Below are 25,175 nucleotides of genomic sequence, written 5' to 3'. Positions count from 1 at the left end.
TTCGGAATAACGTGGCATGAATGCTCCCATGCCGCCCCAGCTAGTGGAATTCAGGCGAAATCGCCAACTGGACAACTAGGCTGACAGAGGGGGGGAGCGAGAGATCTGTGGGTATTGGCTGTCCCAGCGCTCTCCAAAGGCCTCCAGTGCCTGCCGGGCCTCATGTTCCGTGGCGGACTGATAGATCTGCTTCAGATCGGCCGTCACAGCCTTGTAGTCCTTCCAGGACACGTAGCGCAGCGAATTACGAACCATGTGCACGATGCACAGTTGCACCTTGGTTTGGGGGTACTCAGCGGCAATGGCATCCGGGAACCCTTTGAGGCCGTCCACACAGGCGATCAGGATGTCCTCCAAACCGCGGTTCTTCAGTTCCGTCAGTACCGATAGCCAGAACTTCGCACCCTCGGTCTCGGCCAGCCAGAGGCCCAGCAACTCTTTCTGGCCCTCCATGTTGATACCCAGGGCCAGGTATAGGGACTTGTTGATCACCCTCTTGTCCTGACGAATTTTCAGAACGATGCAGTCCAGATAGACGATGGGGTAGATCGGATCAACAGGGCGATTCTGCCACTCGTGAACCTGATCGATCACACGCTCCGTCACCTTGGACACCAGAGTCGCCGAGATGTCGGCGTCGTACATTTCCTTGAAGGCGTCTACGATGTCTCGGGTGCTCAGGCCCTTGGCGTAAAGCGCCAGGATCTGGTCATCCATCTGAGTCAGGCGGGACTGGCCTTTACGGACGAACTGAGGCTCGAAGGAACCGTCCCGGTCACGGGGAGCCTGTATCGGTACTTCGCCGTGTTGGCCCTTCAGGCGCTTGGCAGAATAGCCGTTACGGCTGTTGCCGGTGCCACGGCCTTCAAGAGCGTGCTTCTCGTATCCAAGATGCTCATCCAGTTCGGCGTTGAGTGCGGTCTCGACGGTGAGCTTGACCAGCTGCTGTGTGAGGGCTCCGAGATCTTTTTCAGACTTGATGTCTTTGGCCAGCTCGGCGGCCATGGCTTTGAGTTTTTCTTGGTCCAATTGCGTACCCACGATGGTATCCTTTTGAAAAGATTACTCAGTCGTGGGCAGTTACACAATTTGGTTTACAGCCTCTTGTGAAGGAATCATGGCTCATTGATCGGTGGTCTTCGTGTCACCATCCAGGTTAGCTTTCCTGCGCCTGTATTCATTTACCGGAAGACCGCCGATCCCCCAATTCTCCATGTCGACCTCATCAATGACAACCATCGTGGCTGCCGGTGTTTTTTGCAGCACTTCAACAAGAAGATTAGTTACTCCTTCAATCAGGGACGCTTTCTGTGATTCTGTTACGCCTTCACGTGTAACCTTGATATTAACATAGGGCATTGCTCACTCCTTGTTTTCAATGATTTGAAATATTTTGGCGATAATAAGCCAGCGACCTTCGGTACGGACCAGTGACAGCATGTCTAGAAAGTCCCTCTCACCGATGGAACAACGAACTCGGGCAAACGCTGTGTTTTCTCCTGCAACCTCAATGGCCTCCACGATGTCTCTACGCTGTTCATTACGAGACGCCGGCGAACGGCGTGACGCAATTACCTTGCGGTATTCGGGCATGCTCCTGTGGAGCAACGGCGCCTCGTCAGCCGTGGCGTATATTGCCTGGGGGTGGAAAACCGCATCGAATTTTTCAAGATCACAGAAATACAATGTGTCGAAGTACTGGCCTAGCACCTCGTGGATTTCTGAGAAGGCACTCATTGCGCCCCTCCCTCAGGCAGCAACCCTTCCGCCTCAAGCGCCTTCACTACACTCGGATGTGAGCCGAGCCGCTTCCAGAATGCATAGGTGGATGGCCATGGGCTTAGCGAGAAAGAAATGAATTGGGACCAGTTGAGAATTACGAATGCATAGAAGTCCGCAACACTGAGTTGCCCGCCCAGAAGGTTGGCACCGGTATGCGAGAGCCGGGCTTCGATACGGTCGACCCGCTTCGCTATTTTGGATTCTGCCACCTGTCGCTCTTCAACCGTAAGCTCCTCACCTGAGAAAAACGGGCTGAATGCCTTATGTAACTCTGATGACAAGAAGGCGAGTAATTCACGCAGGCGCGTACGTTCGAAAGAGCCTTCCTGCGGGGCTAAGCCTTGCGCTGGAACAAGATCCGCGAGGTATTCAAGAATTGCGGGATTCTCAGTGAGTACCACGCCGGGCTCCAGTTCCAAGGCGGGCACGTAGCCGTTCGGATTGATATCACTGTACTTCAGCCCATTCTCTGTGACGCCCTGAGCGGTATCGGTTCGCTCAAGAGAAAAGGCAATGCCCAGTTCGTTGAGTACGATGTGCGAGGCCATGGAGCAGGCACCAGGTTTGTAGTAAAGCTTCATGCGTTGTGATTCCTTATGTTTCGTGGTCGACACACCAAGGATATCCATTGGTTATGTAATTACTAGAAGTAACCAGGCATTTATAGATAGAATTGGGTTACCTCAAGGAAACCTGGTTACTCTCATGTCGCTGAAAGTTCGTCTAAACAAAAGCCCGGAACCACCGGAGCCGTGCATGCTGACTGAGTGCATGGCTGTCATCGCAGGGGCTTGGGCGCCGAATGTAATCTGGTGTTTGCGCGCCGGGCCACGGCGCTTCAATGAGCTCAAAATCGACATTCCGCCTGTTTCGGCAAAGGTGCTTTCTACCCGGCTGGCCGAGTTGACGAAACGCGGCGTGGTCCAACGTAACGTCCGGGATACGTCACCACCGTCGGTTGAGTACGAGTTAACGGAGCTTGGTCAGGAGCTGGTCCCTGCTCTGGATGAAATCGTTAAGGTTGGTCACAAACTGAAGGCCAAGGGGTATCTTCACGGCAATGAATGAATCGTTGCTTAAATGGCGTTTTGCTCTCTGAAATTCCCACGAACCGCAATCACCTTCTATAGTTAAGTTTGCCACTAGCGCGGAGATTGACCACCACAAAATATCTGATCAAGGATTGATAATGGACAGCGTTATTGACCTTCTCAACGAACGAGCAACAGAACTTCTAGAAGGTGCGCGCGCATTAGACACTGAACTTAGCGACAGTGACAGCGAACCAAGCATTGAAGTAGCGGCCGAACAGTTCCGACACCTCTGTGAAACTCTGACTTTCATCGTATCCCAACTTGAACAAAGGGATTCGCCGCTCCATCGATTGGTTCGCACGATCGACGGTGTGAAACTAAGTCATTCAGTCGAGAAGCTATCAAAATATCTCGCGGATCATCACGCGACACTCATTCGCCTTCAAGTTCCGGAACATCTCGTTTCAGGAACTATTGATGCACTTTCATTCGAAGCCTCCAATGGGGAAAACGCCCTCGACCATCCGCAATCACTCGGAATTGATGATGCACTGGAGCCACTACGACAGCTCCGCAATGTGGTTTGCGAGATCGCGAACTCAGCCGAGGTGGCAACGATAGTTGCGGATCACCGTATTCTCAAACAAGTGGCTGCTGGCTGTATTGGAGCCGCAACCGTCATATTGGATATCACGGCGGCAATCACCGCCGCACCAAGCGACCCAAGCGCTTGGGTCCTATTCAAGGCTGTGAAGTCCATTTGGGGCGGCGGCAATTCCATTTATAAAGCCGTTCGTGAGTTGCGCGGAATGTTGACAACAATCCTGCAGCATTCAAGGACTGAAAGTAATCAAGAGAAGCTCAGGCGTATCAGGCCCAGAAGACTCAAGGGGGAATGACGAAGTTAACTGCATCCGGCTGGCAGAGGAACCATATCGATCTATGCGGATTCTGTGATGACGACGGGCTTAATGGCATCGATTGATCATGGCACAACTCATTGGCTCGGAATAACGGTGGCGCGGTTGTCGCGCCACCATGAGGATCAATTCGCTGACTTCGTCGCTGAACCGGTCAGGCTCAGGATTGCATCAACCATCAGGAAGACCAGCAGACTAACGCCCATTACAGGCGCAAACAGCCCCAGGGCGACTGCGATACCTGCCATGGTTACGAGCGCCAGTGGCGATGCCTTTCTGAGTTCAGCGAATACCCGCCGCGGGTTTGGCCTGGTATGGGCGGTGCGTGCGGGGCGGCGCAGCCACCACATGCGATAACCCAGTACGATCAGCACACACAAACCCAGCGCACAGGCAGCCACAAGTAATTGGTTTGGCAGTCCAAAAAGAATCCCCATGTGGGCATCAATACCCCACCGTGTGAGTTTTGCGGCCAGCGGAAAGTTCTCGAATTTCACGTGATCAGTCACGGCCATGGATCGGGGATCAACAGCCACCATATCCACCTGGGTTGGCCAGCTACGATCAATTTCCCTGACGACCCAAGCCCGCTCCGGGGTAGTGCCCGGCCGGATTTCGAGGATGCTGGCGTCAATCCCTGCTCTTCGCGCACGCTCCAGTACTGCATCGTAAGAGGAGGCGTTATCACCACTGCCCGGCACCGGCCCCGCCACCTCGTGCCCTGCGTGCTCACCGTGGGAGTGGCTCACCTCGCTGGAAACCGCGTCAAGCTGGGTATCCAGTCCTGGTGTGGCCCAATTCAGCTGGGTGCGTAGCTCGGCGATGTTGGCGCCGGCCCATTTCGACCAGGTAAGCCCGGTAACAGAAAAGAACAGGAATGCGACCAATAACACCAGTCCAATCCGGCTGTGCCAGTTGCGTAGGCTGCTGTTCCTGGTGATCTGTCCGTTTTTAACCACTGAACGCCTTCGCCACCACAGCGCCAGTCCGCCCAGTGCCACAAGCCACAGCCAAGACGCAGCCAGCTCACTGTAATACCTGCCGGGTTCTCCGAGGTGTAAGTGTCGGTGGACGTAGTCAATCCAGATGCGAAAAGGCAGCGTGCCACTCATTCCATAGACCACCAGTTCGCCATGGATACCCAGGTTGACCGGGTCAACAAACACCGCTTTGTGTTCAAAGGGCTGAAGGCCGTCAACCAGAAACATAACCCGTGTGGTCTGCCCTTCCGCAGGTGCAGGTCGAACGGCAGCCAGGGTGGCGTCGGCGCCTATATGCGCCCGGGCCGCGGTAATCTGATCGGCCAGGGGCTGAGGGTTACCGGTGGTGTTGGTCGTCAATTCAGTTTGATAAAGCCAGTTCTCTATCTGGGGTGTCATCGCAAACAACGCGCCGGAGAGCGCTGCCACAAAAATAAACGGCCCAACAAGAAGGCCCGCGTAGAAATGTAGACGCAAAAGCAAAGCATAACCCCAGCGCGGTGCGCCGGTGGAAGGGGAGTCGTTCATGGTCTTCCTCAATACAGAGTTTTAAGGGAATGTGTAACGTTCAGACCATGATCGGTGGTGCGCGTACCGGCGCGTTCAGGAAACGAGGGATTCCACGGGGAAATGAATTCAGGCGACCCAGGACAGCATGGGGACTGGCAATACTCCCGGTAGATACTGATGTACTCTGCTGAGACAGCGCAGGTAACTTGCTGAGGAGCACGCAGTAGCCACACTCTCCGTGGGCCAGATGCTGTAGCGGGTCGGAATGATCAGTTTCTTCTGACGGAGGCGAACTGTTGTGGTGGCCGTGGTGGCCGGAGTGAGCATTGGGCGCTTCGTGCTGTCCTGACTGCGCTTGAGTAAGCAGGGGCCCTAAATAGATCAGCACCATGGACAATAAAGCAATCCATGCAGGCCATCGATTGTGGCGTTGTGCTGTCAAATGTCACCCGTTTACCAATGTGAATGGCTAACTATTCTAGCAAGGCTCAAAGCCGGTTCCAGCAGAACATGCATTTCCACAGTAATGGCGGCGGGTGCTATGGTAAAGGTTCATCAGGCCTACTTCCTTTCAGTGCTTGGTCGCCAGCGGGCTGGCCGCCAGGTTGTGAGGGCAGGCTCATCCAGCAAGAGGGACCTTAATATGCCGGACGCCAAACAACCATTACCGCCAATTGTCTCGAATGAAGAATGGGAAAAAGCGCTCAACCAACTGTTGATTAAAGAAAAAGAGGCCACTAGAGCGCGGGATGCCTTGAGCGCTGAACGCCGGAGACTGCCGATGGTTAAGGTAAAGAATGATTACCTGTTCCAGGGCGAAGAAGGCAGTGTGTCTTTTCTTGACCTGTTCGGCGGGCGCCGCCAGCTCATTGTTTATCATTTTATGTTCGCACCCGACTGGAAGGCCGGTTGCGACGGATGCTCCTGGCTCGCCGACGCCATGACCCACCCTGCCCATCTGCATGCCCGCGATACGTCGCTTGTGATGGTGTCACGCGCACCTTACGAGAAGCTTGCGCAGTACAAAAAGCGGATGGGCTGGTCGATGCCCTGGTACTCGTCTTTCGAAAGTGACTTCAACTACGATTTTGGCGTAACGACAGCTGACGGAGAAAGGCACGGCGCAAGCGTTTTTCTCCGTGACGGGAATGATGTATACCGTACTTACTTTACCGGTGCCCGTGGCGTTGAGTATCTGGGTAGCCTCTGGACGTATCTGGATTTGACGCCGTATGGTCGCCAGGAAACCTGGGAAGATTCGCCGGAAGGTTGGCCACAGACAAAGCCGTATGTGTGGAATCGCCGACACGATGAATATGAGTTGTGAGGATGCACGGCAAACAGGATACCGGTGTCAGGTAATGGCCATAATGACATTGATCGTTTTTATCCTGGGGGCACTTCCTGCCATTGGATTGGCTGAGACTGAACAGCACTTTTACTTGTGCCCATCCTACGTGGAAACCTCTGCAGTTGGTGAACAGACAGCTCTCGGTTGGCCGGTTTACATCCAATTGACAGCGGTTGGATCCAGGAGTTTAGAGTCATACACGGAAGCCAATGTCGGAACCATTCTTCGCATTATGGTTGGCAGTCGTGAGTTTGAGAGGACAACCATAAGGGCGCCAATTTCAACGGGAAGTATTCAACGGGCATTCGAATCCCAGGATGAAGCTTTAGCTTGGCAAAGAACGTTGGCCGGCAAACTTCCCGCGGCCCCATGCGGTGTACTGAGCTGAAAAAGAGGCGCCTTACGCCTTCGTTAAAACGGGGCGCATTCCTCGGGATCATCGCTAGTGTCGAAAATCTTCAATACCGATCCCAGGCCATTCATTACCGTGTAACTCCACAACAATTGGAGGACATGGATCATGACGGCACGCGCGAACTACATCGGTCTGGCGCCGAAAGCTATGCAGATTCTGATGAATCAGGAAGCGTATTTGAGGGAGCAGTTCCGGGCGTCAGACACCCTCAGCACGGCTGCTTGGGAGCTGGTGAAGCTGAGGGTGTCGCAAATCAATCAGTGCGCCTTCTGCATCGACATGCACAGCAAAGATGCCACGGCGCAGGGTGAAACCCCGGAGCGAATGTTGGGCTTGAGCGCCTGGCATGACATGCCTTTCTATTCTCCCGCAGAACGAGCTGCGCTTGATTGGGCGGAGCATCTTACCTATGGCAGGCCGGTAGACGACCAGAAATATCAGAATGCGGTGAATGCTCTGGGTGAGCAGGCTCTGGTGGATTTGACCATCGCGGTTAACGCCATCAACAGTTGGAACCGGATTGCCAAAACGTTCAAGCCAGAGGTGGGCAGCTATAAACCACAATAGCCTTTCAAGACCAGCGTTCGACTTTCAGCTGTCCTGCCCGTCAGGGCAGTTGTCGGCGTTTGTGCAAGGGATTTGGTCAGCGTCGGTATCCGAGCTGGCAAACGAGCCGGTGGTGAAGTTACTGCATTCTGAGGCGTGCAGCAGCATCTGGTTTAGTCTGGCGGGTGACGTGAAGATCGGCGACACCCCCATTCCGGAGGGTGTCATCCTGCTACCGGTTGAGAAGGTATCAGAGAATGTTTCCCTGTTTCCCAAATCGCAGCTCGCGGGTATTCGGTTTCAACCCGCGATTGGCTATGCGGTAATCGGGCAACACTTTGACGAGCCCACTGCCCTAACCGCAGACCCAGCGCATCTACCCGGCCTTAGCCAGCTCTACTCCAACCTCAAGTCAGACCATGACAACGTAAGCCGGGTGAACACTCTGCAACGATGGCTGAGCAGGCATTTCCGTCTCACAAAGACCATCCCCGGGCCGCTGAAGCAGGCCCTGGAAAGCTTCAACGAAAACGCAACACCGGGGGTGCTTAACGAACAAATCAGCGTCAGCCAGCGGCATGTGGAGCGGCTTTTCAAACACTGGATGGAAATGACACCCAAGCAGTACCAGCGCATCCTGCGGGTGAAACGAGCCATCGACTACATCCGCGAGCACAGCCGGGCAAACCTGGCAGAGGTTGCCCATCAGTTCGGCTTTAGTGATCAAGCTCATATGACGAGGGAGTTCCGTGCCATTGCGCGCATTACGCCCGGGAAGGTGTGAGGTATAGCTAAGAGACCAGGCGACCTTGAGTTGGGATTCAAAACAGAATAACTTGGGTGTTTCTGGGTAATCACCATATGGAGTTCAATCATGCAAAGGATCGCGTCATCCGTCTTCACTCTGCTTGGCCTTACCGCACTGGTACTGTTTCCCGGATTGGCACATGCCGGCGGCCCAACTCCCGAACACTTCCTAGATAGCAGTTCGATGATTTTGGAGATTCGCTATTGCGAATGCCAGGCGACAGAGCCCGATGGCAGCTCTTCGGAACTGCGCACGGAATTTCTGGAACGTTCTCACCTCTTGCGGGTAGGTCTTGCCGATGAAGGCCGGGGGTACGCGTCTTCACCGGAACTGACGATTGGCTTCAAGTTAACTCCACTGCCAGAATCCCCTGGCGCTTTCGCCTTCAATTTTGCCGGCCGTTATGTGTCTGGAGATCAGAGCAGCACCGGTAGCGGAGAAGTGTTGCTAAGCGACGATCAGTGGATCAATCTCTTCGGCTCAAACCGTGAAGGTGGGCACGGCACGCAGTTCAGTGATGTTGCCGTGAGGTTTATTGAGGTGGGCGATTACTGAGGCGAAATCAAATAACGGAAGTGAGCCCCTTCTAATCTTGCTGCGTACAGTCGTTATCCAGCTATGATTTTCATGTTTACATCAACGAAGGGTATCCCAACGCTATGCAGAGGTTATCCAGGTGGGCTCGAACGTTTCTGATCCTCGTTATCCCCTCGCTTTCCCACGCACAGCCCTCGAATTGGCAAGCCCAGGTCGAGCAAGAAGCCGCACAACTTGACCGCCTGCACACCCTGATTGTTGCCCACAAGGGTGAAGAAATTCTGGCACTGGATTTACGGGGCCAGGGCCTGGATGCGCCCGTCAACATCAAGTCTTTGTCTAAAACGGTACTGGCTGCACTGGTGGGCATGGGCATCAAGAACGAGGTATTCGAGGGTACCGATCAGCCTGTGGTAGAAGCCTTGGGCAACCGGGTGCCAGCATCGGCCACCGAGGGTGTTGAGCGCATTACGCTCGGGCATCTGTTGTCCTTGCAAGCGGGGTTACAGCGTACCTCTGGTGGCAACTATGGGCCCTGGGTGGCCAGTAACAACTGGGTCAGCCACGTGCTTACCCGGCCCTTTGTGGATGAACCGGGCGGGCGCATGCTGTATTCCTCTGGCAGCAGCCACCTGCTCTCGGCCGCACTCACCGAAAGCTCTGGTCGCAGCACCTTATCCCTGGCGCGGGAGTGGCTGGGGGAACCTCTGGACATAGATATCCCGCCCTGGGACCAAGACCCGCAAGGGGTTTATTTTGGCGGTAACAATATGCTGCTCTCTCCCCGTGATCTGGTAAAAGTCGGCGAGCTGTATCGCAATAACGGCCGTGTGGGCGGCCAACAATTATTACCGGAGAACTGGGTGACAGAATCCTGGAACGGTCGCGGCGAATCCGCCTTCACCGATGATCCCTATGGTTACGGCTGGTTCTTGCGGTCCATGTCGGGTGAGATGGGGTATTACGGGCGCGGTTTTGGCGGCCAGGTGCTCTATGTAGTGCCGACCCTGGAACTGACGGTGGTAATGACCTCAGACCCTGCCCCACCTTCGCCGGGTTCCCGTTACCTGCGCCAACAGTTTCAATTAATTGAAGACCACATTATTCCGGCACTGCCTTAACGAATGACCATACCCATCGTTCACCACCCGGATTACAGCTTTCCTTTCCCGCAGAAGCACCGCTTCCCCATGGAAAAGTTCGGGCTTCTGGCGGAATATATGCGATCCACGGGGCTGCTCACGCGCCGCAACAGCTTCCGCCCTGCCCCTTGCCGCCAGGGCTGGCTGACGCAAACCCATTGCCCGGACTACCTTGCCCGTTTTGCGCAAGGCCGGCTGACGGCGCGGGAGCAACGGCAAGTGAACCTGCCGTGGAGCACCGGCCTGGTGCGGCGTACATTTCTGGCGCCCTCCGGTACAGTGCTTGCCGCGCAGCTTGCCTTAAAGCACGGCATTGCCTGCCATCTTGCCGGCGGCACCCATCACGCCCATTTCGATTACGCCTCCGGGTTCTGCATCCTCAATGACCTGGCAATTGCTGCCAACGTGCTGCTTGGGCAGGAAGGCATCAACAGGGTGCTGGTCTTCGATTTGGATGTGCACCAGGGGGATGGCACAGCAGCCCTGCTCGCCAACACACCAGGGGCATTCACCTGTTCCATCCACTGCGAACGCAACTTCCCCTTCGAGAAGCAATTGAGCCACCTGGACGTAGCGCTGCCCGATGGCATGGGTGATGAAGATTATCTGGCGGTTGTCCACGAAACCCTAAAACAGGCGTTGGCGCTGTCCAAGCCAGACATCGCGCTCTACGACGCCGGTGTGGATGTGTACGAGGGCGATCCGCTTGGCAAGCTCAACATATCGGAGCAAGGTATTCGTCAGCGGGACCGGCTTGTGCTGGGGGAACTCAAGCGCCGGGGTATTCCCGTGGCTACAGTGATTGGTGGGGGCTATGATGACAACCGGGCCAACCTCGCAAGACGGCACGGGATTGTGGTGGAAGAGGCCTGTCGGGTATTTACGGGCAGCTGATGAGGAAGCGATGCTGTCTCCACCCCATCCAGCGGAACTTTGGCCTATGATTAACATCAAAGTTCGTTTAACACGATAACAAGAATTCATAGCCGCAGGGAGCACCGCGTCGCATTTCCCCGGCCCCATCGGGAGCCATCACGTGCGCCACCCGTTTCAGAAAGCGTTCAACATTCGCCGCCACGAAATCGTTCCGGTGTTCCTGGCTGTGTTCTATTTTTTCTGTGTGCTGACGGCGCTGATGGTATTGCGCCCTGCCCGCGAAGCGTTGGGGATGCAGGGCGGCATTGATGCAGTGCGCTGGCTGTTTGTTGGCACGGCAGTGATAACGCTGGCCGTTAACCCGGTCTTTGGCTGGCTGGTCAGCCACCTGCCTCGCCGCTTGTTTATAACCGCTACCTACCTGTTTTTCAGTTTCACCCTGCTGGTGTTCTACAGCCTGATGACGCTAACCCCGAAAGTGATCGGGGTGACCACCGGGCAGGTGTTCTATGTGTGGTTTAGCGTGTTCAACCTGTTTGTCACCATGGTGTTCTGGGCGTTGATGGCCGACCGCTTCTCGTTTGACCAGGGTAAGCGCTTCTTTGGTTTGATTGCAGTGGGGGGAACGCTGGGTGCCATATTTGGGCCATGGTTGGCGGGGCGACTGGCAGAGCCTCTGGGCACTCCGGCTCTGCTGCTGGTCTCGGCCGGGTTTCTGGTGCTGGCGCTGATTGCGGCGTGGGTGCTCACCGGCCTGCAACCCCATAACCCGGCAGAACGCAAAGACCCGGAAGATCCGCCCGCCGTTGATGAACATGAACGCATTGGTGGCAGTGCCTGGGAGGGCTTCCGGGCAGTGTTCAAGTCCCGGTATTTGATGGGGATTGCCGCCTATGTGGTGATCCTGGCCATTATGGCGACGTTTATCTATTTCACCCGCCTGCATATGGTGGCAGCCATGGAAGACAGCACAGACCTGCGCACCACGCTGTTTGCCCGTAACGACCTGATTACCCAGGTGGCTACCCTGGTGATGCAGGCGCTGGTGGCCGGGCACCTGATGAAGCGTTTGGGGGTTTCCCTAACGCTGGCCTTGCTGCCGCTGACCGCTGCACTGGGCTTCATAGGGCTGGCCATTGTTGGCTCCTTTGCGGCGCTGGTGGTGCTCGAAGCCTCGTTTCGGGCTGTTCAGAGAGCCTTGATGCGGCCCGCCCGGGAAACCCTGTTTACCGTGACCACACGAGAAGAAAAGTACAAGGCAAAGGCGTTTATCGACACCTTTGTTTACCGGGCCGGTGATGTGGTCGGCGCCCAGACCGAAGGCCTGCTGGCCCGGCTGGGCATGGGCCTTGCGGCCATTGCCACCGTGGCAGTGCCGCTGGCCCTGGTTTGGGCCGGCCTGGCGCTTTGGCTGGGTAAGAGCCAGCGGCAGAAAGCCATTGCGGCTTCACCAATGATCCAAGGAACACGAGGAGAACCACGCCATGATATCCCGTAGAGCTTATCTGAAACTGGCCATGGCCGCCGGCGTTACACTGGCAGCCAGGCCCAGCCTGCTGTGGGCTGAGGCAGACCGCAAACTGGAGCTGATTACCCGCCCCATTCCGTCATCCGGCGAGCGTTTGCCGGGAATTGGCCTTGGCAGTTCCGCAACTTTTTCCAGCACTGCCCGTAGTGAAGACCTGGATGCACTTCGGGAAGTGCTGGGAGCCCTGGTGAAGGAAGGCGGTACCGTATTTGATACCGCCCCCAGTTATGGTGCTTCCGAAGCAGTCGCTGCGCGTATCGCCAATGAGCAGGGCATCGCCAACAAGCTGTTCTGGGCCACGAAACTGAATGTGGCGGGGCGCGGTGGTGGCAAGGCAGACCCGGATCAGGCACGGGCGCAACTGGAAACGTCATTCGAGCGGATCGGAAAAGACCCTATTGATCTTATCCAGGTGCACAACATGGCGGACATTCCCACGCAGTTGGGCATGCTTAAGGAATACCGGGCTGAAGGCCGGGTGCGTTATATCGGCGTGACCACCACCTTCCCCCAGCAGTACCAAGGCCTGGAACGGGTAATGGAGCAAGAGCCCATCGATTTCATCGGTGTCGACTACGCGATTGATAACCGCACCATGGAGGAGCGCATTCTGCCTCTGGCGCGGGACAAGGGTATTGCTGTACTGATCTACGCGCCCTTTGGTCGCACTCGCCTGTGGGACAAGGTGCGGGGCAAAGAGGTGCCGCGTTGGGCGGCAGAGTTCGATGCCCATACCTGGGGCCAGTTCTTCCTCAAGTTTGTACTGGCACACCCGGTGGTGACCGCTGCCACACCCGCCACAAGCAGAGCTCGCCACATGATCGACAATATGGGCGCAGCAATGGGCCGGCTGCCGGATGATGAGATGCGACAACGGATGATTGCGCACATTGAAAGCCTGTAACAAGGCGCTTGACTCAGGCAATTCAAAGGCTGGATTTTCCTGCGGTTGTCGGTATGCTGACTGGAGTAGCGGGTTTATAGGTTATTAACCCGCGCTCCAACACAGGTACACACTGAGTCATCATGAGCACAATCACGTCGATCACTATTCGCAAGTACCGTATTCAGGATTTGAGCCCGGTGGTTCGCCTGTTTACCGATTCCGTGCATGAACTCACGGCCGGCGCCTATGACGAAACCCAGCGGTTTGCCTGGGCCTCCCGTACGCCGCACCTGGATACCTGGCGGCAAAGGCTGGAGTCACTGGAAACCCTGGTGGCGGAAGAAGGCCAGGACCTGGCCGGGTTTATCTCCTACGATGACGACGGCACCATTGATCTGGTGTTTACTGCCCCTAACTATGCCCGTCGTGGCATTGCCTCCACGCTGTATCATGAGGCGGAACAGCAACTGATTGCCAAAGGCGCAAAAGAGTTGAAAACCGAAGCCAGCGTAGTGGCCAAGCCCTTCTTTGAACGCCACGGTTTTGAGGTGGTGGATGAACAGCGGGTGACGGTTCGCGGGGCTCAGTTCCTGCGCTACAACATGCGCAAGGACCTAACGGCGTAATCCGGCGGGCAGCCATTGCGGCTGCCCCCTCAACGAATGCAAATGGTGCAATTCAGCCTTGAAGTGAGGCCGGCAACCAACGCTTCTTGGCCTTCTCCACCAGATCCCGGGCATCGTTGTCCCAGGGGTGAAAGTTCGGGCTGTAATACTTCAGGTAGGACGGAATCAGTTTGCGGAAGACCCCCGGTTTGCCCCACATGTAGTTCAGGCCCTTGGCCCAGGATTTCAGGTTGCCCAGCTGGCCATCGGCTTTCATCAGTTGTATCAGGTGAATGCTGCTGAACAACGGAAACATCACGCTGACAAACATCATTTCCGTTACGCGAATGAATTCACTGCCGCCCACGCTTTTATAGACATCAAATGCCACGGCCTTATGTTCGGATTCCTCAATGGCGTGCCAGGCCCAGACCGGTGCGATGCGGGGGTCCATCTCTTCAAGGGCATCGTATTTCAGCAGGAATTCTTCGGCCATCAGGGCGGTAAAATGCTCTACTGCCACGGTGTGGGCCAGCTGTCTCTCCGGTGTGAAGCGCTTACGCATCCAGTTCATAAACCACTGGACTTCCCGCTCCAACCGGCTGAGGTTAACCCCCCGACCTTCAAGGAAGCCGTTCATCATTTTATGCTCTTTCGAGTGGTGAGCTTCCTGGCCGATGAACGCGCGAATCGCTTTTTTCAGTTCAGGGTCGGTAATCTGGTTCTGGTAGTGGCGAACGGTATCAATGAAGAATCTCTCTCCCGGCGGAAAGCTGGCAGACAACGCCGCCAGCAAAAGGGTTTTTGCCGGGTCGTTGTCCCACCAGTACCTTGGCAGGTCTTCCGGAAACTCGAAATCCGGGCTGCGCACTTCCGGTAGAAATCCAGGGGGCGTTGCGGTCCGGTAAGCTGCATTGCTGGTTTTCTTGATTTGTGACACTGGCGCGTTCATGGCAGAACTCTCCCGAAGCCATTTGTTTATTGCGTAGTCAACAGGCTACGCTGCTCCGGGAGTGGGCGGCAGGTGTTTGTGGGCCAAAATCCTCCGTTACCCGCACACTTCAGGCCTTTGCCTGGTTCAGGCCGGTTCGGTGGCGTGGGCGGCCAAGGTGCGCACTCTCTCGAAATCTTCCTCGGTAAACACCCCGTTAACGCCGGATACAACCGCCAGCTCCATGCCGTGTTTCAGGCCCAGTTTGTATATTTCCCGCACCTTTTCCCATTCAATGTTCCGGCCCAGGGTGAAATTCTCGAACCTTGCCTCGAGCGCCAGCACGATGGTTTCTGCCAGGCAGGCATAGGCAATGCCCTTGGGCAGGCCGATATCTTTCATTTTCACGATGCCAGGCAGTTTGATCTCTCCAGATTCAATCACCAGCACATCGGGCCGCTTGGCCACGTCTTCCGCCGGGATATCCAGGGGCCTGGCCACGTCTGTGATCACGCAACCGGGTTTCACCTGCATGATGTCCAGAATACGTTTACCGGCGCCGGAGGTGGCAGTGACCACCATGTCCATATCGGGCAGGTCACGGTTGGTGGTGGCGGCCACATGCACGATGGCGCCCGGGGTTTCCTGTTCAATGCTTTCCTTGAGAGACAACAGTTTGGCCGCTTCCGGTGCCACCAGGTAGATTTCATCCACGGCCTTGGCCAACAACCGGGCGCAGACAGAGCCGATAGCGCCAGTGGCGCCGACAACCATGGCTTTGCCGGCCATCTTCCCGCTCTTGCCAATGCTGACACGGCCAATCCTCTTCGCCGCATCGTGGGCCGCCCAAAGTGCGCCTGAGGCGCTGTAGCTGTTGCCAGTGGTGATCGGCAGCGGTGCCCGCTTGGCCACGGTGATCCCCGCATCACCCACTACCTTGGTGAACGCCCCCAGCCCCATGATCTGGGCGCCCAGCTTTTTCGCCAGATTCGCCGCCGCCAGCAATCGGCTGTAGGTGAATTCCGGGTCGTGGGCCATGATTTCCCTGGGTGTGCCGCCTACGGTGATCAGCCAGCCTTCCACCTCATCGCCGGTGGGCGACTGGATGCCCGAAACCTTGGAGTAAACAAACGGAGGAGTGTAGGCAATGGCCTTTTCCACAAGGTTCATCACCGCCGGTGGCGACACACTCGCTACCCAATCCAGCGGCGGGGTTTTGGTCAGGTATTGCTGAGACAACGGATGAATCACAAAGGCAAAGCGGTTAATCCGACGGTAGCCGTTCGGGTACAGGATGCGGGGCTCTACGCCCAACTGTTCAATCACGTCCAGGAAATCGTCCGCACCCAGTTGCTCCGGTGTGCGAGACAGAGCCGCGCTGATCATCGCCTCCATCACGTTGACCCCCACGGGGCGACCTGCCAGCCAGGGGCTGTAATCCACCACCATGGCCACGCGCCGGGAGCGGAACCAGTCCAGGGCGGATGCGGTGACTCTGGAGGTGATCACAGTTTTGCCATCCAGTTCCCTCTCGGAAAACACTTCAAGATCACCCATGGCGCCAACGATCACATGGCAGTCCTTCACGGCTTCATGCAACGTGCCGCTGATCAGCTTCTCCCCCATTCGGTACAGCGGGGTTCGATGCAGGCGCTCGATCACCTTGACCGCACTGGGGCTGAACATCACCGGGGCTGTGAGCCTGGTATAGGCTTCGAGCTGGTTCAGGGAAGTAAGCAGCCGGGGCACGCCAAAGTCCAGGTATGGGTCGGCGAAGAACAGGTTGTCGGTATGCTCAGACAAGGCCTTGGCAATGCGGAATCCGGCCTGTCCATTGAGGAACAACACCCGGGCGTTATCGAAAAAGTGGCCCAGCTCCGTCTGGGTATGGCGAACCGCCCATTCCTGGAGGATGCCCCGCAAGCCCGCCCCGGTCGTGATCGGTTTGTCTGGTACGCAGGCTTCCAGCCTGGCGGTATCAGGGTGTTCAAGCTGCTCGCGGCCCACCTGGTAGTGGTCGTGGATCATGCTCAGGCCGATGGCATCAGCCTGTGCGCGAATCGAATCGAGAACAGCCTCGGCCCGATCAAGATTGCCATCGGTGCCCACTCGCACCACGCGAAACGTATGGCCCAGAAATTCGGTTTCCAGCTCATAGTCGTACTCAGACGATCCCTGGCTGACGCTGACGACGGTTTTCATGGCGGGCTCCAGTATGATCTTGTTATACCTTAAGTCTAGAACCTGCGATGGGTTCCCGCCTTAGCCCAGATCAAATAACAGCCGGGCTTTTTGAGACTACACTGAATACATCTCGACCACTGCAGAATCAGCAACCAAGGAGGAGCCATGAGCGTTAAACAGGAGCTATTAGCCACCATTGCCGACCTGGTCCAGCCGGGCAAAGGTATTCTCGCGGCAGACGAGAGCGCCCCAACCATTGCCAAGCGGTTCAAGGCGGTGGGCGTTGAATCCACGGAAGCCACCCGGCGCGAATACCGCAGCATCATCTTTTCCACGCCAAAGCTTGGAGCGCACGTAAGCGGCGTTATTCTGTACCAGGAAACGCTGGAGCAACTGAGCCTGGACGATGTGGCCATCCCCAAGCTGCTGGCCAGCCAGGGCATTGTTCCTGGCATAAAGGTGGACCAGGGCAAAGGCCCGCTGGTAAACGCCCCGGGCGATGAAATCACCTACGGGCTGGATGGCCTTGGCACGCGCCTGGAGCACTACAAATCCATGGGCGCGCGCTTTGCCAAGTGGCGGGATGTGTTCCATATCTCCGACACCCTGCCCTCGTTCCAGGCGATCAAATCCAATGCCGAGGTGCTGGCCCGTTACGCCGCAGTGTGCCAGTCCATGGGCATAGTGCCGATTGTGGAACCCGAGGTTCTGATAGATGGCAACCACAGCATCGAACGCGCGGCGGAAGTCAGTGAAGATGTGCTGCTGGAAGTGTTCAAGGCACTGCACCGCCACCGGGTGGACCTGGAAACCATGGTGCTGAAACCCAGTATGGTGACACCGGGCAAAGAAACGGGCAAAGCCAGCCCGGAACAGGTTGCCGAAGCCACCCTGAGCGTGTTCCGGCGGGTGGTGCCGGCGGCTGTACCGGGCATATTCTTCCTGTCCGGTGGCCAAACCCCGGAGGAATCCACCGAAAACCTGAACGCCCTGAACAGCATGGGTTACCACCCCTGGGAGCTTAGCTTTTCCTACGGCCGGGCCTTGCAGGAGCCAGCGCAGAAAGCCTGGGCCGGTATGCTGGACAATGCCGACAAAGCCCAGGCGGCCATGAAAAAACGGGCCAGGCTTAATGGCCTGGCCCGTTCCGGCAGTTACTCTCCAGAGCTGGAGAGCTCTGACTAAAGCGCTTCAGTTACAGCCGCTGATGCAACCGGCCGCTCCATTGAATGCCATGGTGCGTCCACTGAGGGGCACATGTACGGCCGCAGACACCAGTTCGGTGAACCGGGCCGTGCGTGAGCCGGCTACCACCTTGCCGTTCTCGGTAGCGGCTTCATTGGCGTGCGAGGCGATCACCGCAGCCGGGCTGATCAGGTCGTTGATCACATAGGCCGCTTCCGTGGGCCCGGTGGTAAAGGTATCACCAATGTTAATAACCACCAGCTGCGCGCCGTAGTGCTCCTTCACTACCAGCTTCTGCTCTGCAGTAATGCCCGTGTCGCCAGACAAATATACGACGAGCCCGTTAGAGAATGTCAGCACATAGCCAGTTGGTGGCCCAACACTGGCACTGACACCGGCAGCGGCCAGGTAATCCGCCAGCGGGCCGGTCAGAAACGACGGCGAAACGCCGTTACTGTGCACGGCCGGAACCGTGGTAATGGAGACGCCACCCACATCCCGACTCCCGCCAAAACGAACCAGAAGTGACTTACCGGGATCACCGCCGCCCTCTTTGAGCTTGGCGGCAAAGAACGCGGGCATCTCACTGCCAGTGACGATGGTTGAATTCTTTTTCAAGGCGATATCAACGGTATTGGACTGGGGCAAGCTGGAAACCGAGGTCTCCGGATTGCCACAGCTCCCCTGATTGGTTTTGTCGATTCGCTGGTCGCCCACGTGGTCCCCATGCATGTGGGACACCAGGATAACGTCGATATTACCCAGGCGTGGGTCGTCCGGGCCGGCGACAGTGCGGCCGGCATCGTACAGAATGCGGGTGCCGTTCGGGTCTTCAAAGATCAGTGCGCGATCTCGGCTACAGAATTCACCGTCGTGGCTGCCCAATGGGGTAACTTTGACCACAGCGTCGTCGGCCTGGGCTGACGTTGCCACAGCAAGCCCTGCCGCCAAGGCCAGGCCAAGGGCCATCTGGCGTTTCTTTGTTTTCATCGTGCCATCCCTCTCGTTTTTCAAAACCGAAAAGATTTACGACAACTACACCGATTCGTACCAGTGTAGTCGAGGGGGAAAGCACGGGGGGAGAGTCAGGCAGCGTTGGTGCGCTGGGTGGGTAAGTCTACCGGCTGGCCCAGGCAAGCCAGCATGGGCGCCACGTCCCGGAGCTTCCGAGCCTGGGGCCAAAGCGCCTCGGCTTCGGCAAAGCCCTGGCGCAGGTAGTTAAGCCACTGTTTGATGCGGCCGGTCACGTATTTGTCTTCCAGGCGGGTTTGCAGGGCTGCCGCATATTCACGCACCAGGGCAACTGCTTCCGGCCAGGCCATGGGTTCGATAGAGTCACCCTGCTGTGAGGCTTTAATCTGTGCCGCCAGGTCTGGCCGGGCAATCAGGCCACGGCCAATCATCACATCATCGCAGCCAGAGACTTTGCGGCAGCGCCAGTAGTCTTCCACTGTCCAGATTTCGCCGTTGGCGATGACGTGGCTTTGGACCGCTTCGCGCACTTTGGCAATCTCTTCCCAGTAGGCGGGCGGTTTGTAGCCATCCACTTTACTGCGGGCGTGGATCACGATCTCCGATGCCCCGGCGGCTTCCAGTGCTTGGCCACAGGCCACACCCATGGAGCGGTCGTCGTAGCCCAGGCGCATCTTGGCGGTTACAGGAATATTGGCAGGCACTGCTTTGCGCACGGCCGCGGTGATGTCATACATCAACTCTGGCTCCCGCATCAGCACGCAACCACCTTTGTGCTTGTTCACGGTTTTGGCGGGGCAGCCAAAATTGATATCCACCTGCCCTGCTCCCAGTTCAGCGGCCTTGGCTCCGTGGCGGCCCATCATTTCGGCGTTTGAACCCAGCAACTGCACGGCCACGGGCGCGCCCACTTCGGTCAGTGCGTTATTGTGAAGTTCCGGGGCGTATTTGTAGAAAATCCGGGGCGGCAGCATGCCGTGGGTCACGCGAATAAATTCCGTCACGCACCGGTCAATCCCGCCGACTTTGGTCAGGGTTTCACGGATGGGTGCGTCTACCAGCCCTTCCATCGGGGCAAGGATGATTCGCATGAAAGCTCCAGATACTGAGAAAAAGATCAATGACGGCTGATCAAAAATCAGGCGGAGCGGATTGTAAGGAATTCGGGGGCAAATAGGTAGCCGGGCATCCCGAAACAGGATGCCCGGCTGGTTACTGCAGCTTACTTCTTCACGTCGAAGCGGTCTGCGTTCATTACCTTGGTCCAGGCGGCTACGAAGTCTTTCACGAACTTGGCTTCGTTGTCGTCCTGGGCGTACAGCTCTGCGTAGGCACGCAGGATCGAGTTGGAACCGAACACCAGGTCAACACGAGTCGCCGTAAACTTGGTGTTGCCGCTCTTGCGATCCACGATGTTGTAGGAGTTCTTGCCTGTCGGCTCCCAACGGTTAGCCATGTCGGTCAGGTTCACGAAGAAGTCGTTGGTCAGCTGACCAACGCGATCTGTGAACACGCCGTGCTTGGTGCCACCGTAGTTGGTACCCAGCACCCGCATACCGCCCAGCAGAACCGTCATCTCCGGCGCAGTCAGGCCCATCAACTGGGCACGGTCCAGAAGCATCTCTTCCGGTTTGACCACGTAGTCTTTCTTCTGCCAGTTACGGAAGCCATCAGACAGCGGTTCCAGCGGCTCGAACGATGCCGCATCGGTCATTGCGTCGGTGGCATCGCCACGGCCTTTCAGGAACGGCACGTGCACATCATGGCCAGCGGCCTTGGCGGCCATCTCAATGCCCAGGTTACCGCCCAGCACGATGACATCAGCGATGCTCGCGCCGGTGTCGGCTGAGATTTTCTCATAAACCTTCAATACCTTGGCCAGGCGCTGCGGCTCGTTGCCTTCCCAGTCTTTCTGAGGAGCCAGGCGGATGCGGGCACCGTTGGCGCCACCACGCATGTCCGAGCCACGGAAGGTGCGTGCGCTGTCCCAGGCCGTGGTGATCAGCTCGTTCAGGCTCAGGCCAGCGACAGCGATTTTCTCTTTGACCACTTCCTCAATGTAGTTGGTCTCACCCTGGGGAACCGGGTCCTGCCAGATCAGGTCTTCAGCGGGAACGTCCGGGCCGATGTAACGGGACTTCGGCCCCATATCCCGGTGTGTCAGCTTGAACCAGGCACGGGCGAAGCAGTCTTTGAAGTACTCCGGATCTGCCATGAACTTCTCACAGATGGCGCGGTACTTCGGGTCCATTTTCATGGCCATGTCGGCGTCGGTCATCATCGGCTTGACGCGGGTCTTCATGTCGGTCGGGTCAACCGGCATATGCTCTTCTTTGATGTCGACCGGCTCCCACTGGTTTGCGCCAGCCGGGCTCTTGGTCAACTGCCAGTCGTAACCGAACAGCAGGTCGAAATAACCCATGTCGAATTTGGTCGGGTTGGTGGTCCAGGCGCCCTCGATGCCGGAAGTGATGGCATTGGTGGCCTTGCCCTGCATGTTGGGGTTGATCCAGCCGAAGCCCTGATTCTCTACATCTGCTGCTTCCGGTTCCGGCCCAAGCGCGTCCGCATCGCCGTTACCGTGCGCTTTACCCACGGTGTGGCCACCGGCGGTCAGTGCAGCGGTTTCTTCGTCGTTCATGGCCATACGGGCGAAGGTTTCGCGAACCTGCTCACCGGTCTTGAGAGGATCGGGATTGCCGTTTACCCCCTCCGGGTTCACGTAAATCAAGCCCATTTGAACCGCGGCCAGCGGGTTTTCCATGGTGTTTGGCTTGTCTACGCTCTCGTAGCGACTGTCAGAGGGCGCCAGCCACTCTTTCTCTGCGCCCCAGTAGATGTCTTTCTCGGGGTGCCAAATGTCCTGACGGCCGTAGGAGAAGCCAAAGGTTTTGAAGCCCATGGACTCATAGGCAATGTTACCGGCAAGGATAAACAGGTCGGCCCAGCTTACCTTGTTGCCATACTTTTTCTTGATCGGCCACAGCAGGCGGCGGGCCTTATCGAGGTTGCCGTTATCGGGCCAGGAGTTCAGAGGAGCAAAACGCTGGTTGCCGGTGCCACCGCCACCACGGCCGTCGGCCAGCCGGTAGGTGCCTGCCGCGTGCCACGCCATACGGATCATCAGACCGCCATAGTGACCCCAATCTGCCGGCCACCAATCCTGGCTGTTGGTCATCAGCTCGTGCATGTCCTTTTCGAGCGCTTCGTAATCGAGTTTTTTGACTTCTTCGCGGTAGTCGAAGTCTTCGCCCATCGGGTTAGTCTTGCTGTCGTGCTGGTGCAGGATGTCCAGATTCAGGTTCTCCGGCCACCAGGCCGCCACATTGCCCTGCTCCTGCGTATTGGACCCGTGCATGACCGGGCACTTACCACCACTATTATTCTCAGACATAGTATTCTCCTGTTTCTGCGTCATTGGCAAAAAAACATTTCACGATCAAGGGCATCACTAAATATAGATCATTCACAGGCCGCTGCTTGAATGTTTACTACCGCCTGTATAGTGAATCCCTATGGACTTCCCGCAGCCCGGGCAAAGCGACAGAACGATCACTGGGCGATTGCGTAATCCTGATAGTAGTCCACCAGAATCCCGAGCAAGTCCTTCCATGCTACCGGTGCAAATTCAATTGACACTGACATGGCGCAACTCCTTGATTGCGAGAACACCTTCACCTTAACGCGGGGGAGCGACCAACAGACAATTAATTAAAAATAAGCTTTTGAAAGTTTTTCTTTATCGTTAAAGGCACAGGAAGGCCAGTCTTGAAGGGGGGCGTTACAAACGCTCGATAGAGGCAAACTTGCCCTGATCGTCAAACAGGATACGAAAACTGCCCTGAATGCCGTCCTTGAGGAAGAATCTGGAAAGGATACGGGCCGGGAAACGGACAGAGCGTCCGTCCCGGGCCGTGGTGCGAACATCGGTGGCAACGCCCTGATAGAGTTTGATCCACTCATCAGGGCTGATGCTGATGTCCACAATAATCTGCTGCATGGTCAGGGCCGGCTCAGTTAGCCAGCTCCAGCAGCAGACGGTTCAGGCGGCTGACATAGGCGCCGGGATCTTTCAGTTGCTCGCCACTGGCCAGGGTGGCCTGGTCGAACAACACTGCAGACAACTCGCCGAAGCGCTCATCTTTGGCTTCCTGCTCCAGGCGCTGCACCAGAGGATGGTCCACGTTGATTTCAAAGATCGGCTTGCTGTCGGGCACTTTCTGGCCAGCAGCTTCCATGATCTTCTTCATCTGGGCGCCCATATCGAACTGGCCGGTTACCAGGCAGGCGGGTGAGTCCGTCAAACGGTTGGTTACCCGAACCTCCTGCACGCGGTCTTCCAGCGCTTTCTGGATGCGCTCGATCAGATCCTTGTGCTCCTTGGCGGCCTCCTCCTGGTGCTTCTTGTCCTCCTCGGTTTCCACTTCACCGAGATCAAGGTCACCTCGGGCCACGTCCTGGAACTGCTTGCTGTCGTACTCGTTGAGGTAACCCATCATCCACTCGTCGATACGGTCAGACAGGATCAGAACCTCAATGCCTTTCTTGCGGAACACTTCCAGATGCGGGCTGCTCTTGGCCGCCATGAAGTTGTCAGCGGTGATGTAATAGATCTTGCTCTGGCCTTCCTTCATCCGGGCGATGTAGTCATCCAGGGAAACGTTCTGGGTAGACTCGCCGGTATGGGTGGAGGCAAAACGCAACAGGCCGGCAATTTTCTCGCGGTTGCTGAAGTCTTCTGCCGGGCCCTCTTTCAGAACGGTGCCAAACTCGTCCCAGAAGCCCTGGTATTCGTCGCCGTCTTTCTTGGCCAGCTTGGACAGCATATCCAGTACCCGCTTGGTCAAGGCAGTGCGAATGCTTTCTACCGTGCTGTCGTTCTGCAGAATCTCCCGGGACACGTTCAGGGACAGATCGTTGGAATCGATCACACCCTTGGTGAAGCGCAGGTACAGCGGCAGGAACTGCTCGGCATCGTCCATGATGAACACGCGCTGAACGTACAGCTTCAGGCCACGGGGTGCCTCCCGGTTGTACAGATCAAACGGCGCGCGCTTGGGGATATACAGCAGGCTGGTGTAGTCCAGCTTGCCTTCCACTTTGTTGTGGGACCAGGTCAGCGGGTCTTCGAAGTCGTGGCCGATGTGCTTGTAGAATTCTTTGTACTCTTCGTCCTTGATTTCGTTACGGGGCAAGGTCCACAGGGCGGTGGCGTCGTTGACGGTTTCCTCTTCGCCCTTCTTGTCCTCTTCCTCAGACTCGGCCTTCATTACGACTGGGAAGGAGATGTGGTCGGAGTACTTCTTGACCAGGCTGCGCAGTTTCCAGCCATCGGCGAATTCCTTGGCGTCGGATTTCAGGTGCAGAACAATCTCGGTTCCACGCTGCTCACGGGTCACCGGCTCGATGGTGAACTCGCCATCGCCCTTGGATTCCCAGTGCACACCTTCTTCTGCCGGTGCGCCGGCACGGCGGGTGAATACGTCGACTTTGTCGGCAACAATAAAGGCGGAGTAAAAGCCCACACCAAACTGGCCAATCAGCTTGCTGTCTTTTTTCTCATCACCAGACAGTTGCTTGAGGAATTCGGCGGTGCCAGAACGGGCGATGGTGCCGAGGTTGGAGATAACGTCGTCACGGGTCATGCCGATGCCGTTGTCGGCCAGGGTAATGGTGCCGGCGTCTTTGTCGTAATCAAGGCGGATTTTGAGGTCGGAGTCGCCTTCGTAGAGTTTGTCGTCTTTCAGGGCGGCGAAGCGGAGTTTGTCTTCGGCGTCTGAGGCGTTAGAGATAAGCTCACGAAGGAAGATTTCCTTGTTCGAGTACAGGGAGTGGATCATCAGGTGAAGCAGTTGCTTCACTTCGGTCTGGAATCCCAGGGTCTCTTTGTTTGTTTCTACCGTCATGGCTGTGTTTTTCTCCTGCTCGGGTCTTAAAGTTCGGGGGAGCGGCGTGGTCAGGTAGTCCTTTCCAAAACACGCTC

Annotated in this window: 24 protein-coding genes and 1 pseudogene; 12 read left to right on the top strand and 13 right to left on the bottom strand. The window is 56.8% G+C overall.

What is annotated here, in order from left to right:
• Positions 1-93: 93 nt before the first annotated feature.
• From J122_RS13700 to J122_RS13685, 4 genes and pseudogenes are all read right to left on the bottom strand, one after another.
• Positions 94-1,029: pseudogene (locus J122_RS13700) on the bottom strand (IS256 family transposase); the annotation flags it as partial.
• A 93-nt stretch (positions 1,030-1,122) separates the two neighbouring features.
• Positions 1,123-1,359, bottom strand: coding sequence for a tautomerase family protein (locus J122_RS13695; RefSeq protein WP_061332810.1), 237 nt, complete (start codon positions 1,357-1,359; stop codon positions 1,123-1,125).
• A 3-nt stretch (positions 1,360-1,362) separates the two neighbouring features.
• The gene (locus J122_RS13690) at positions 1,363-1,737 is read right to left on the bottom strand and encodes a nuclear transport factor 2 family protein (RefSeq protein WP_061332808.1); all 375 of its coding nucleotides are present in this window, start codon (positions 1,735-1,737) and stop codon (positions 1,363-1,365) included.
• Positions 1,734-2,363, bottom strand: a complete 630-nt coding sequence (locus J122_RS13685) for a glutathione binding-like protein (RefSeq protein ID WP_061332806.1) — start codon at positions 2,361-2,363, stop codon at positions 1,734-1,736. The genes J122_RS13690 and J122_RS13685 overlap by 4 nt, the downstream gene beginning before the upstream one ends.
• A 175-nt stretch (positions 2,364-2,538) precedes the next feature.
• Here J122_RS13685 and J122_RS13680 point away from each other — a divergent pair, with 175 nt between their 5' ends.
• On the top strand, positions 2,539-2,850 hold the full coding sequence (locus J122_RS13680) for a winged helix-turn-helix transcriptional regulator (protein ID WP_197463848.1): 312 nt from the start codon (positions 2,539-2,541) through the stop codon (positions 2,848-2,850).
• Positions 2,851-2,971: 121 nt separating this feature from the next.
• Positions 2,972-3,715, top strand: coding sequence for a hypothetical protein (locus tag J122_RS13675; RefSeq protein WP_061332802.1), 744 nt, complete (start codon positions 2,972-2,974; stop codon positions 3,713-3,715).
• 146 nt (positions 3,716-3,861) lie between these two features.
• Here J122_RS13675 and J122_RS13670 read toward each other — a convergent pair whose 3' ends face one another.
• Together J122_RS13670 and J122_RS28050 are read right to left on the bottom strand one after the other, a co-directional pair.
• Positions 3,862-5,244 (bottom strand): PepSY-associated TM helix domain-containing protein, encoded by a 1,383-nt coding sequence (locus tag J122_RS13670; RefSeq protein ID WP_061332800.1) that lies wholly within the window; start codon positions 5,242-5,244, stop codon positions 3,862-3,864.
• A gap of 40 nt (positions 5,245-5,284) precedes the next feature.
• Positions 5,285-5,668, bottom strand: a complete 384-nt coding sequence (locus J122_RS28050; RefSeq protein WP_413772207.1) for a DUF2946 domain-containing protein — start codon at positions 5,666-5,668, stop codon at positions 5,285-5,287.
• Positions 5,669-5,869: 201 nt separating this feature from the next.
• On the opposite strand from J122_RS28050, the gene J122_RS13665 reads away from it, so the two are divergent.
• The 9 genes from J122_RS13665 to J122_RS13620 all read left to right on the top strand — a co-directional run bounded on the left by J122_RS13665 (position 5,870) and on the right by J122_RS13620 (position 13,941).
• Positions 5,870-6,553, top strand: coding sequence for a DUF899 domain-containing protein (locus J122_RS13665; RefSeq protein ID WP_061332816.1), 684 nt, complete (start codon positions 5,870-5,872; stop codon positions 6,551-6,553).
• A 544-nt stretch (positions 6,554-7,097) separates the two neighbouring features.
• A complete protein-coding gene (locus J122_RS13655; RefSeq protein ID WP_061332796.1) occupies positions 7,098-7,559 on the top strand; it encodes a carboxymuconolactone decarboxylase family protein in 462 nt (153 codons plus the stop codon).
• Between the two features lie 112 nt (positions 7,560-7,671).
• The gene (locus J122_RS13650) at positions 7,672-8,322 is read left to right on the top strand and encodes a helix-turn-helix domain-containing protein (RefSeq protein WP_227510210.1); all 651 of its coding nucleotides are present in this window, start codon (positions 7,672-7,674) and stop codon (positions 8,320-8,322) included.
• A gap of 90 nt (positions 8,323-8,412) precedes the next feature.
• Positions 8,413-8,901 carry a hypothetical protein gene (locus J122_RS13645; protein WP_061332794.1) on the top strand — a complete coding sequence of 163 codons (489 nt, stop codon included), beginning with the start codon at positions 8,413-8,415 and terminating at the stop codon, positions 8,899-8,901.
• A gap of 104 nt (positions 8,902-9,005) precedes the next feature.
• Positions 9,006-10,004 (top strand): serine hydrolase domain-containing protein, encoded by a 999-nt coding sequence (locus J122_RS13640; RefSeq protein WP_061332792.1) that lies wholly within the window; start codon positions 9,006-9,008, stop codon positions 10,002-10,004.
• 3 nt (positions 10,005-10,007) lie between these two features.
• On the top strand, positions 10,008-10,919 hold the full coding sequence (locus J122_RS13635) for a histone deacetylase (protein WP_061332790.1): 912 nt from the start codon (positions 10,008-10,010) through the stop codon (positions 10,917-10,919).
• A 142-nt stretch (positions 10,920-11,061) separates the two neighbouring features.
• Positions 11,062-12,399, top strand: coding sequence for an NTP/NDP exchange transporter (locus J122_RS13630; protein ID WP_061332788.1), 1,338 nt, complete (start codon positions 11,062-11,064; stop codon positions 12,397-12,399).
• Positions 12,386-13,333, top strand: coding sequence for an aldo/keto reductase (locus tag J122_RS13625; RefSeq protein ID WP_061332786.1), 948 nt, complete (start codon positions 12,386-12,388; stop codon positions 13,331-13,333). The genes J122_RS13630 and J122_RS13625 overlap by 14 nt, the downstream gene beginning before the upstream one ends.
• A gap of 122 nt (positions 13,334-13,455) precedes the next feature.
• Positions 13,456-13,941 carry a GNAT family N-acetyltransferase gene (locus J122_RS13620; protein ID WP_058090570.1) on the top strand — a complete coding sequence of 162 codons (486 nt, stop codon included), beginning with the start codon at positions 13,456-13,458 and terminating at the stop codon, positions 13,939-13,941.
• A gap of 52 nt (positions 13,942-13,993) precedes the next feature.
• Here J122_RS13620 and J122_RS13615 read toward each other — a convergent pair whose 3' ends face one another.
• Together J122_RS13615 and J122_RS13610 are read right to left on the bottom strand one after the other, a co-directional pair.
• Positions 13,994-14,872, bottom strand: coding sequence for a metal-dependent hydrolase (locus tag J122_RS13615; RefSeq protein ID WP_061332784.1), 879 nt, complete (start codon positions 14,870-14,872; stop codon positions 13,994-13,996).
• A gap of 126 nt (positions 14,873-14,998) precedes the next feature.
• Entirely contained in the window at positions 14,999-17,053 is a 2,055-nt protein-coding gene (locus tag J122_RS13610; protein WP_061332782.1) for a dehydrogenase, read from the bottom strand.
• A gap of 147 nt (positions 17,054-17,200) precedes the next feature.
• On the opposite strand from J122_RS13610, the gene J122_RS13605 reads away from it, so the two are divergent.
• Complete coding sequence (locus tag J122_RS13605; protein WP_061332780.1) at positions 17,201-18,220, top strand: class I fructose-bisphosphate aldolase; 1,020 nt, start codon at positions 17,201-17,203, stop codon at positions 18,218-18,220.
• Between the two features lie 6 nt (positions 18,221-18,226).
• On the opposite strand, the gene J122_RS13600 is transcribed toward J122_RS13605, so the two are convergent.
• The 5 genes from J122_RS13600 to htpG form a co-directional block, all read right to left on the bottom strand.
• Positions 18,227-19,210 carry an MBL fold metallo-hydrolase gene (locus tag J122_RS13600; RefSeq protein ID WP_061332778.1) on the bottom strand — a complete coding sequence of 328 codons (984 nt, stop codon included), beginning with the start codon at positions 19,208-19,210 and terminating at the stop codon, positions 18,227-18,229.
• Between the two features lie 95 nt (positions 19,211-19,305).
• On the bottom strand, positions 19,306-20,283 hold the full coding sequence (locus J122_RS13595; protein WP_061332776.1) for a tRNA dihydrouridine synthase: 978 nt from the start codon (positions 20,281-20,283) through the stop codon (positions 19,306-19,308).
• A gap of 131 nt (positions 20,284-20,414) precedes the next feature.
• Positions 20,415-22,586, bottom strand: coding sequence for a catalase/peroxidase HPI (katG, locus tag J122_RS13590; RefSeq protein ID WP_061332774.1), 2,172 nt, complete (start codon positions 22,584-22,586; stop codon positions 20,415-20,417).
• Between the two features lie 387 nt (positions 22,587-22,973).
• Entirely contained in the window at positions 22,974-23,192 is a 219-nt protein-coding gene (locus J122_RS13585; RefSeq protein ID WP_061332772.1) for a DUF2835 domain-containing protein, read from the bottom strand.
• A gap of 13 nt (positions 23,193-23,205) precedes the next feature.
• Positions 23,206-25,098 (bottom strand): molecular chaperone HtpG, encoded by a 1,893-nt coding sequence (gene htpG, locus J122_RS13580; protein ID WP_061332770.1) that lies wholly within the window; start codon positions 25,096-25,098, stop codon positions 23,206-23,208.
• Between the last annotated feature and the right edge of the window lie 77 nt (positions 25,099-25,175).

This window comes from Marinobacter excellens LAMA 842, from assembly GCF_001574445.1.
Taxonomy (GTDB): Bacteria; Pseudomonadota; Gammaproteobacteria; order Pseudomonadales; family Oleiphilaceae; genus Marinobacter; species Marinobacter shengliensis.
This window is presented reverse-complemented; position numbering and strand designations above follow the sequence as displayed.

Coding starts and splice junctions, on each gene's coding strand:
- J122_RS13695 (WP_061332810.1), bottom strand. CDS start 1,359: ATGCCCTATGTTAATATCAAGGTTACACGTGAAGGCGTAACAGAATCA.
- J122_RS13690 (WP_061332808.1), bottom strand. CDS start 1,737: ATGAGTGCCTTCTCAGAAATCCACGAGGTGCTAGGCCAGTACTTCGAC.
- J122_RS13685 (WP_061332806.1), bottom strand. CDS start 2,363: ATGAAGCTTTACTACAAACCTGGTGCCTGCTCCATGGCCTCGCACATC.
- J122_RS13680 (WP_197463848.1), top strand. CDS start 2,539: ATGCTGACTGAGTGCATGGCTGTCATCGCAGGGGCTTGGGCGCCGAAT.
- J122_RS13675 (WP_061332802.1), top strand. CDS start 2,972: ATGGACAGCGTTATTGACCTTCTCAACGAACGAGCAACAGAACTTCTA.
- J122_RS13670 (WP_061332800.1), bottom strand. CDS start 5,244: ATGAACGACTCCCCTTCCACCGGCGCACCGCGCTGGGGTTATGCTTTG.
- J122_RS13665 (WP_061332816.1), top strand. CDS start 5,870: ATGCCGGACGCCAAACAACCATTACCGCCAATTGTCTCGAATGAAGAA.
- J122_RS13655 (WP_061332796.1), top strand. CDS start 7,098: ATGACGGCACGCGCGAACTACATCGGTCTGGCGCCGAAAGCTATGCAG.
- J122_RS13645 (WP_061332794.1), top strand. CDS start 8,413: ATGCAAAGGATCGCGTCATCCGTCTTCACTCTGCTTGGCCTTACCGCA.
- J122_RS13640 (WP_061332792.1), top strand. CDS start 9,006: ATGCAGAGGTTATCCAGGTGGGCTCGAACGTTTCTGATCCTCGTTATC.
- J122_RS13635 (WP_061332790.1), top strand. CDS start 10,008: ATGACCATACCCATCGTTCACCACCCGGATTACAGCTTTCCTTTCCCG.
- J122_RS13625 (WP_061332786.1), top strand. CDS start 12,386: ATGATATCCCGTAGAGCTTATCTGAAACTGGCCATGGCCGCCGGCGTT.
- J122_RS13620 (WP_058090570.1), top strand. CDS start 13,456: ATGAGCACAATCACGTCGATCACTATTCGCAAGTACCGTATTCAGGAT.
- J122_RS13615 (WP_061332784.1), bottom strand. CDS start 14,872: ATGAACGCGCCAGTGTCACAAATCAAGAAAACCAGCAATGCAGCTTAC.
- J122_RS13610 (WP_061332782.1), bottom strand. CDS start 17,053: ATGAAAACCGTCGTCAGCGTCAGCCAGGGATCGTCTGAGTACGACTAT.
- J122_RS13605 (WP_061332780.1), top strand. CDS start 17,201: ATGAGCGTTAAACAGGAGCTATTAGCCACCATTGCCGACCTGGTCCAG.
- J122_RS13600 (WP_061332778.1), bottom strand. CDS start 19,210: ATGAAAACAAAGAAACGCCAGATGGCCCTTGGCCTGGCCTTGGCGGCA.
- J122_RS13595 (WP_061332776.1), bottom strand. CDS start 20,283: ATGCGAATCATCCTTGCCCCGATGGAAGGGCTGGTAGACGCACCCATC.
- katG (WP_061332774.1), bottom strand. CDS start 22,586: ATGTCTGAGAATAATAGTGGTGGTAAGTGCCCGGTCATGCACGGGTCC.
- J122_RS13585 (WP_061332772.1), bottom strand. CDS start 23,192: ATGCAGCAGATTATTGTGGACATCAGCATCAGCCCTGATGAGTGGATC.
- htpG (WP_061332770.1), bottom strand. CDS start 25,098: ATGACGGTAGAAACAAACAAAGAGACCCTGGGATTCCAGACCGAAGTG.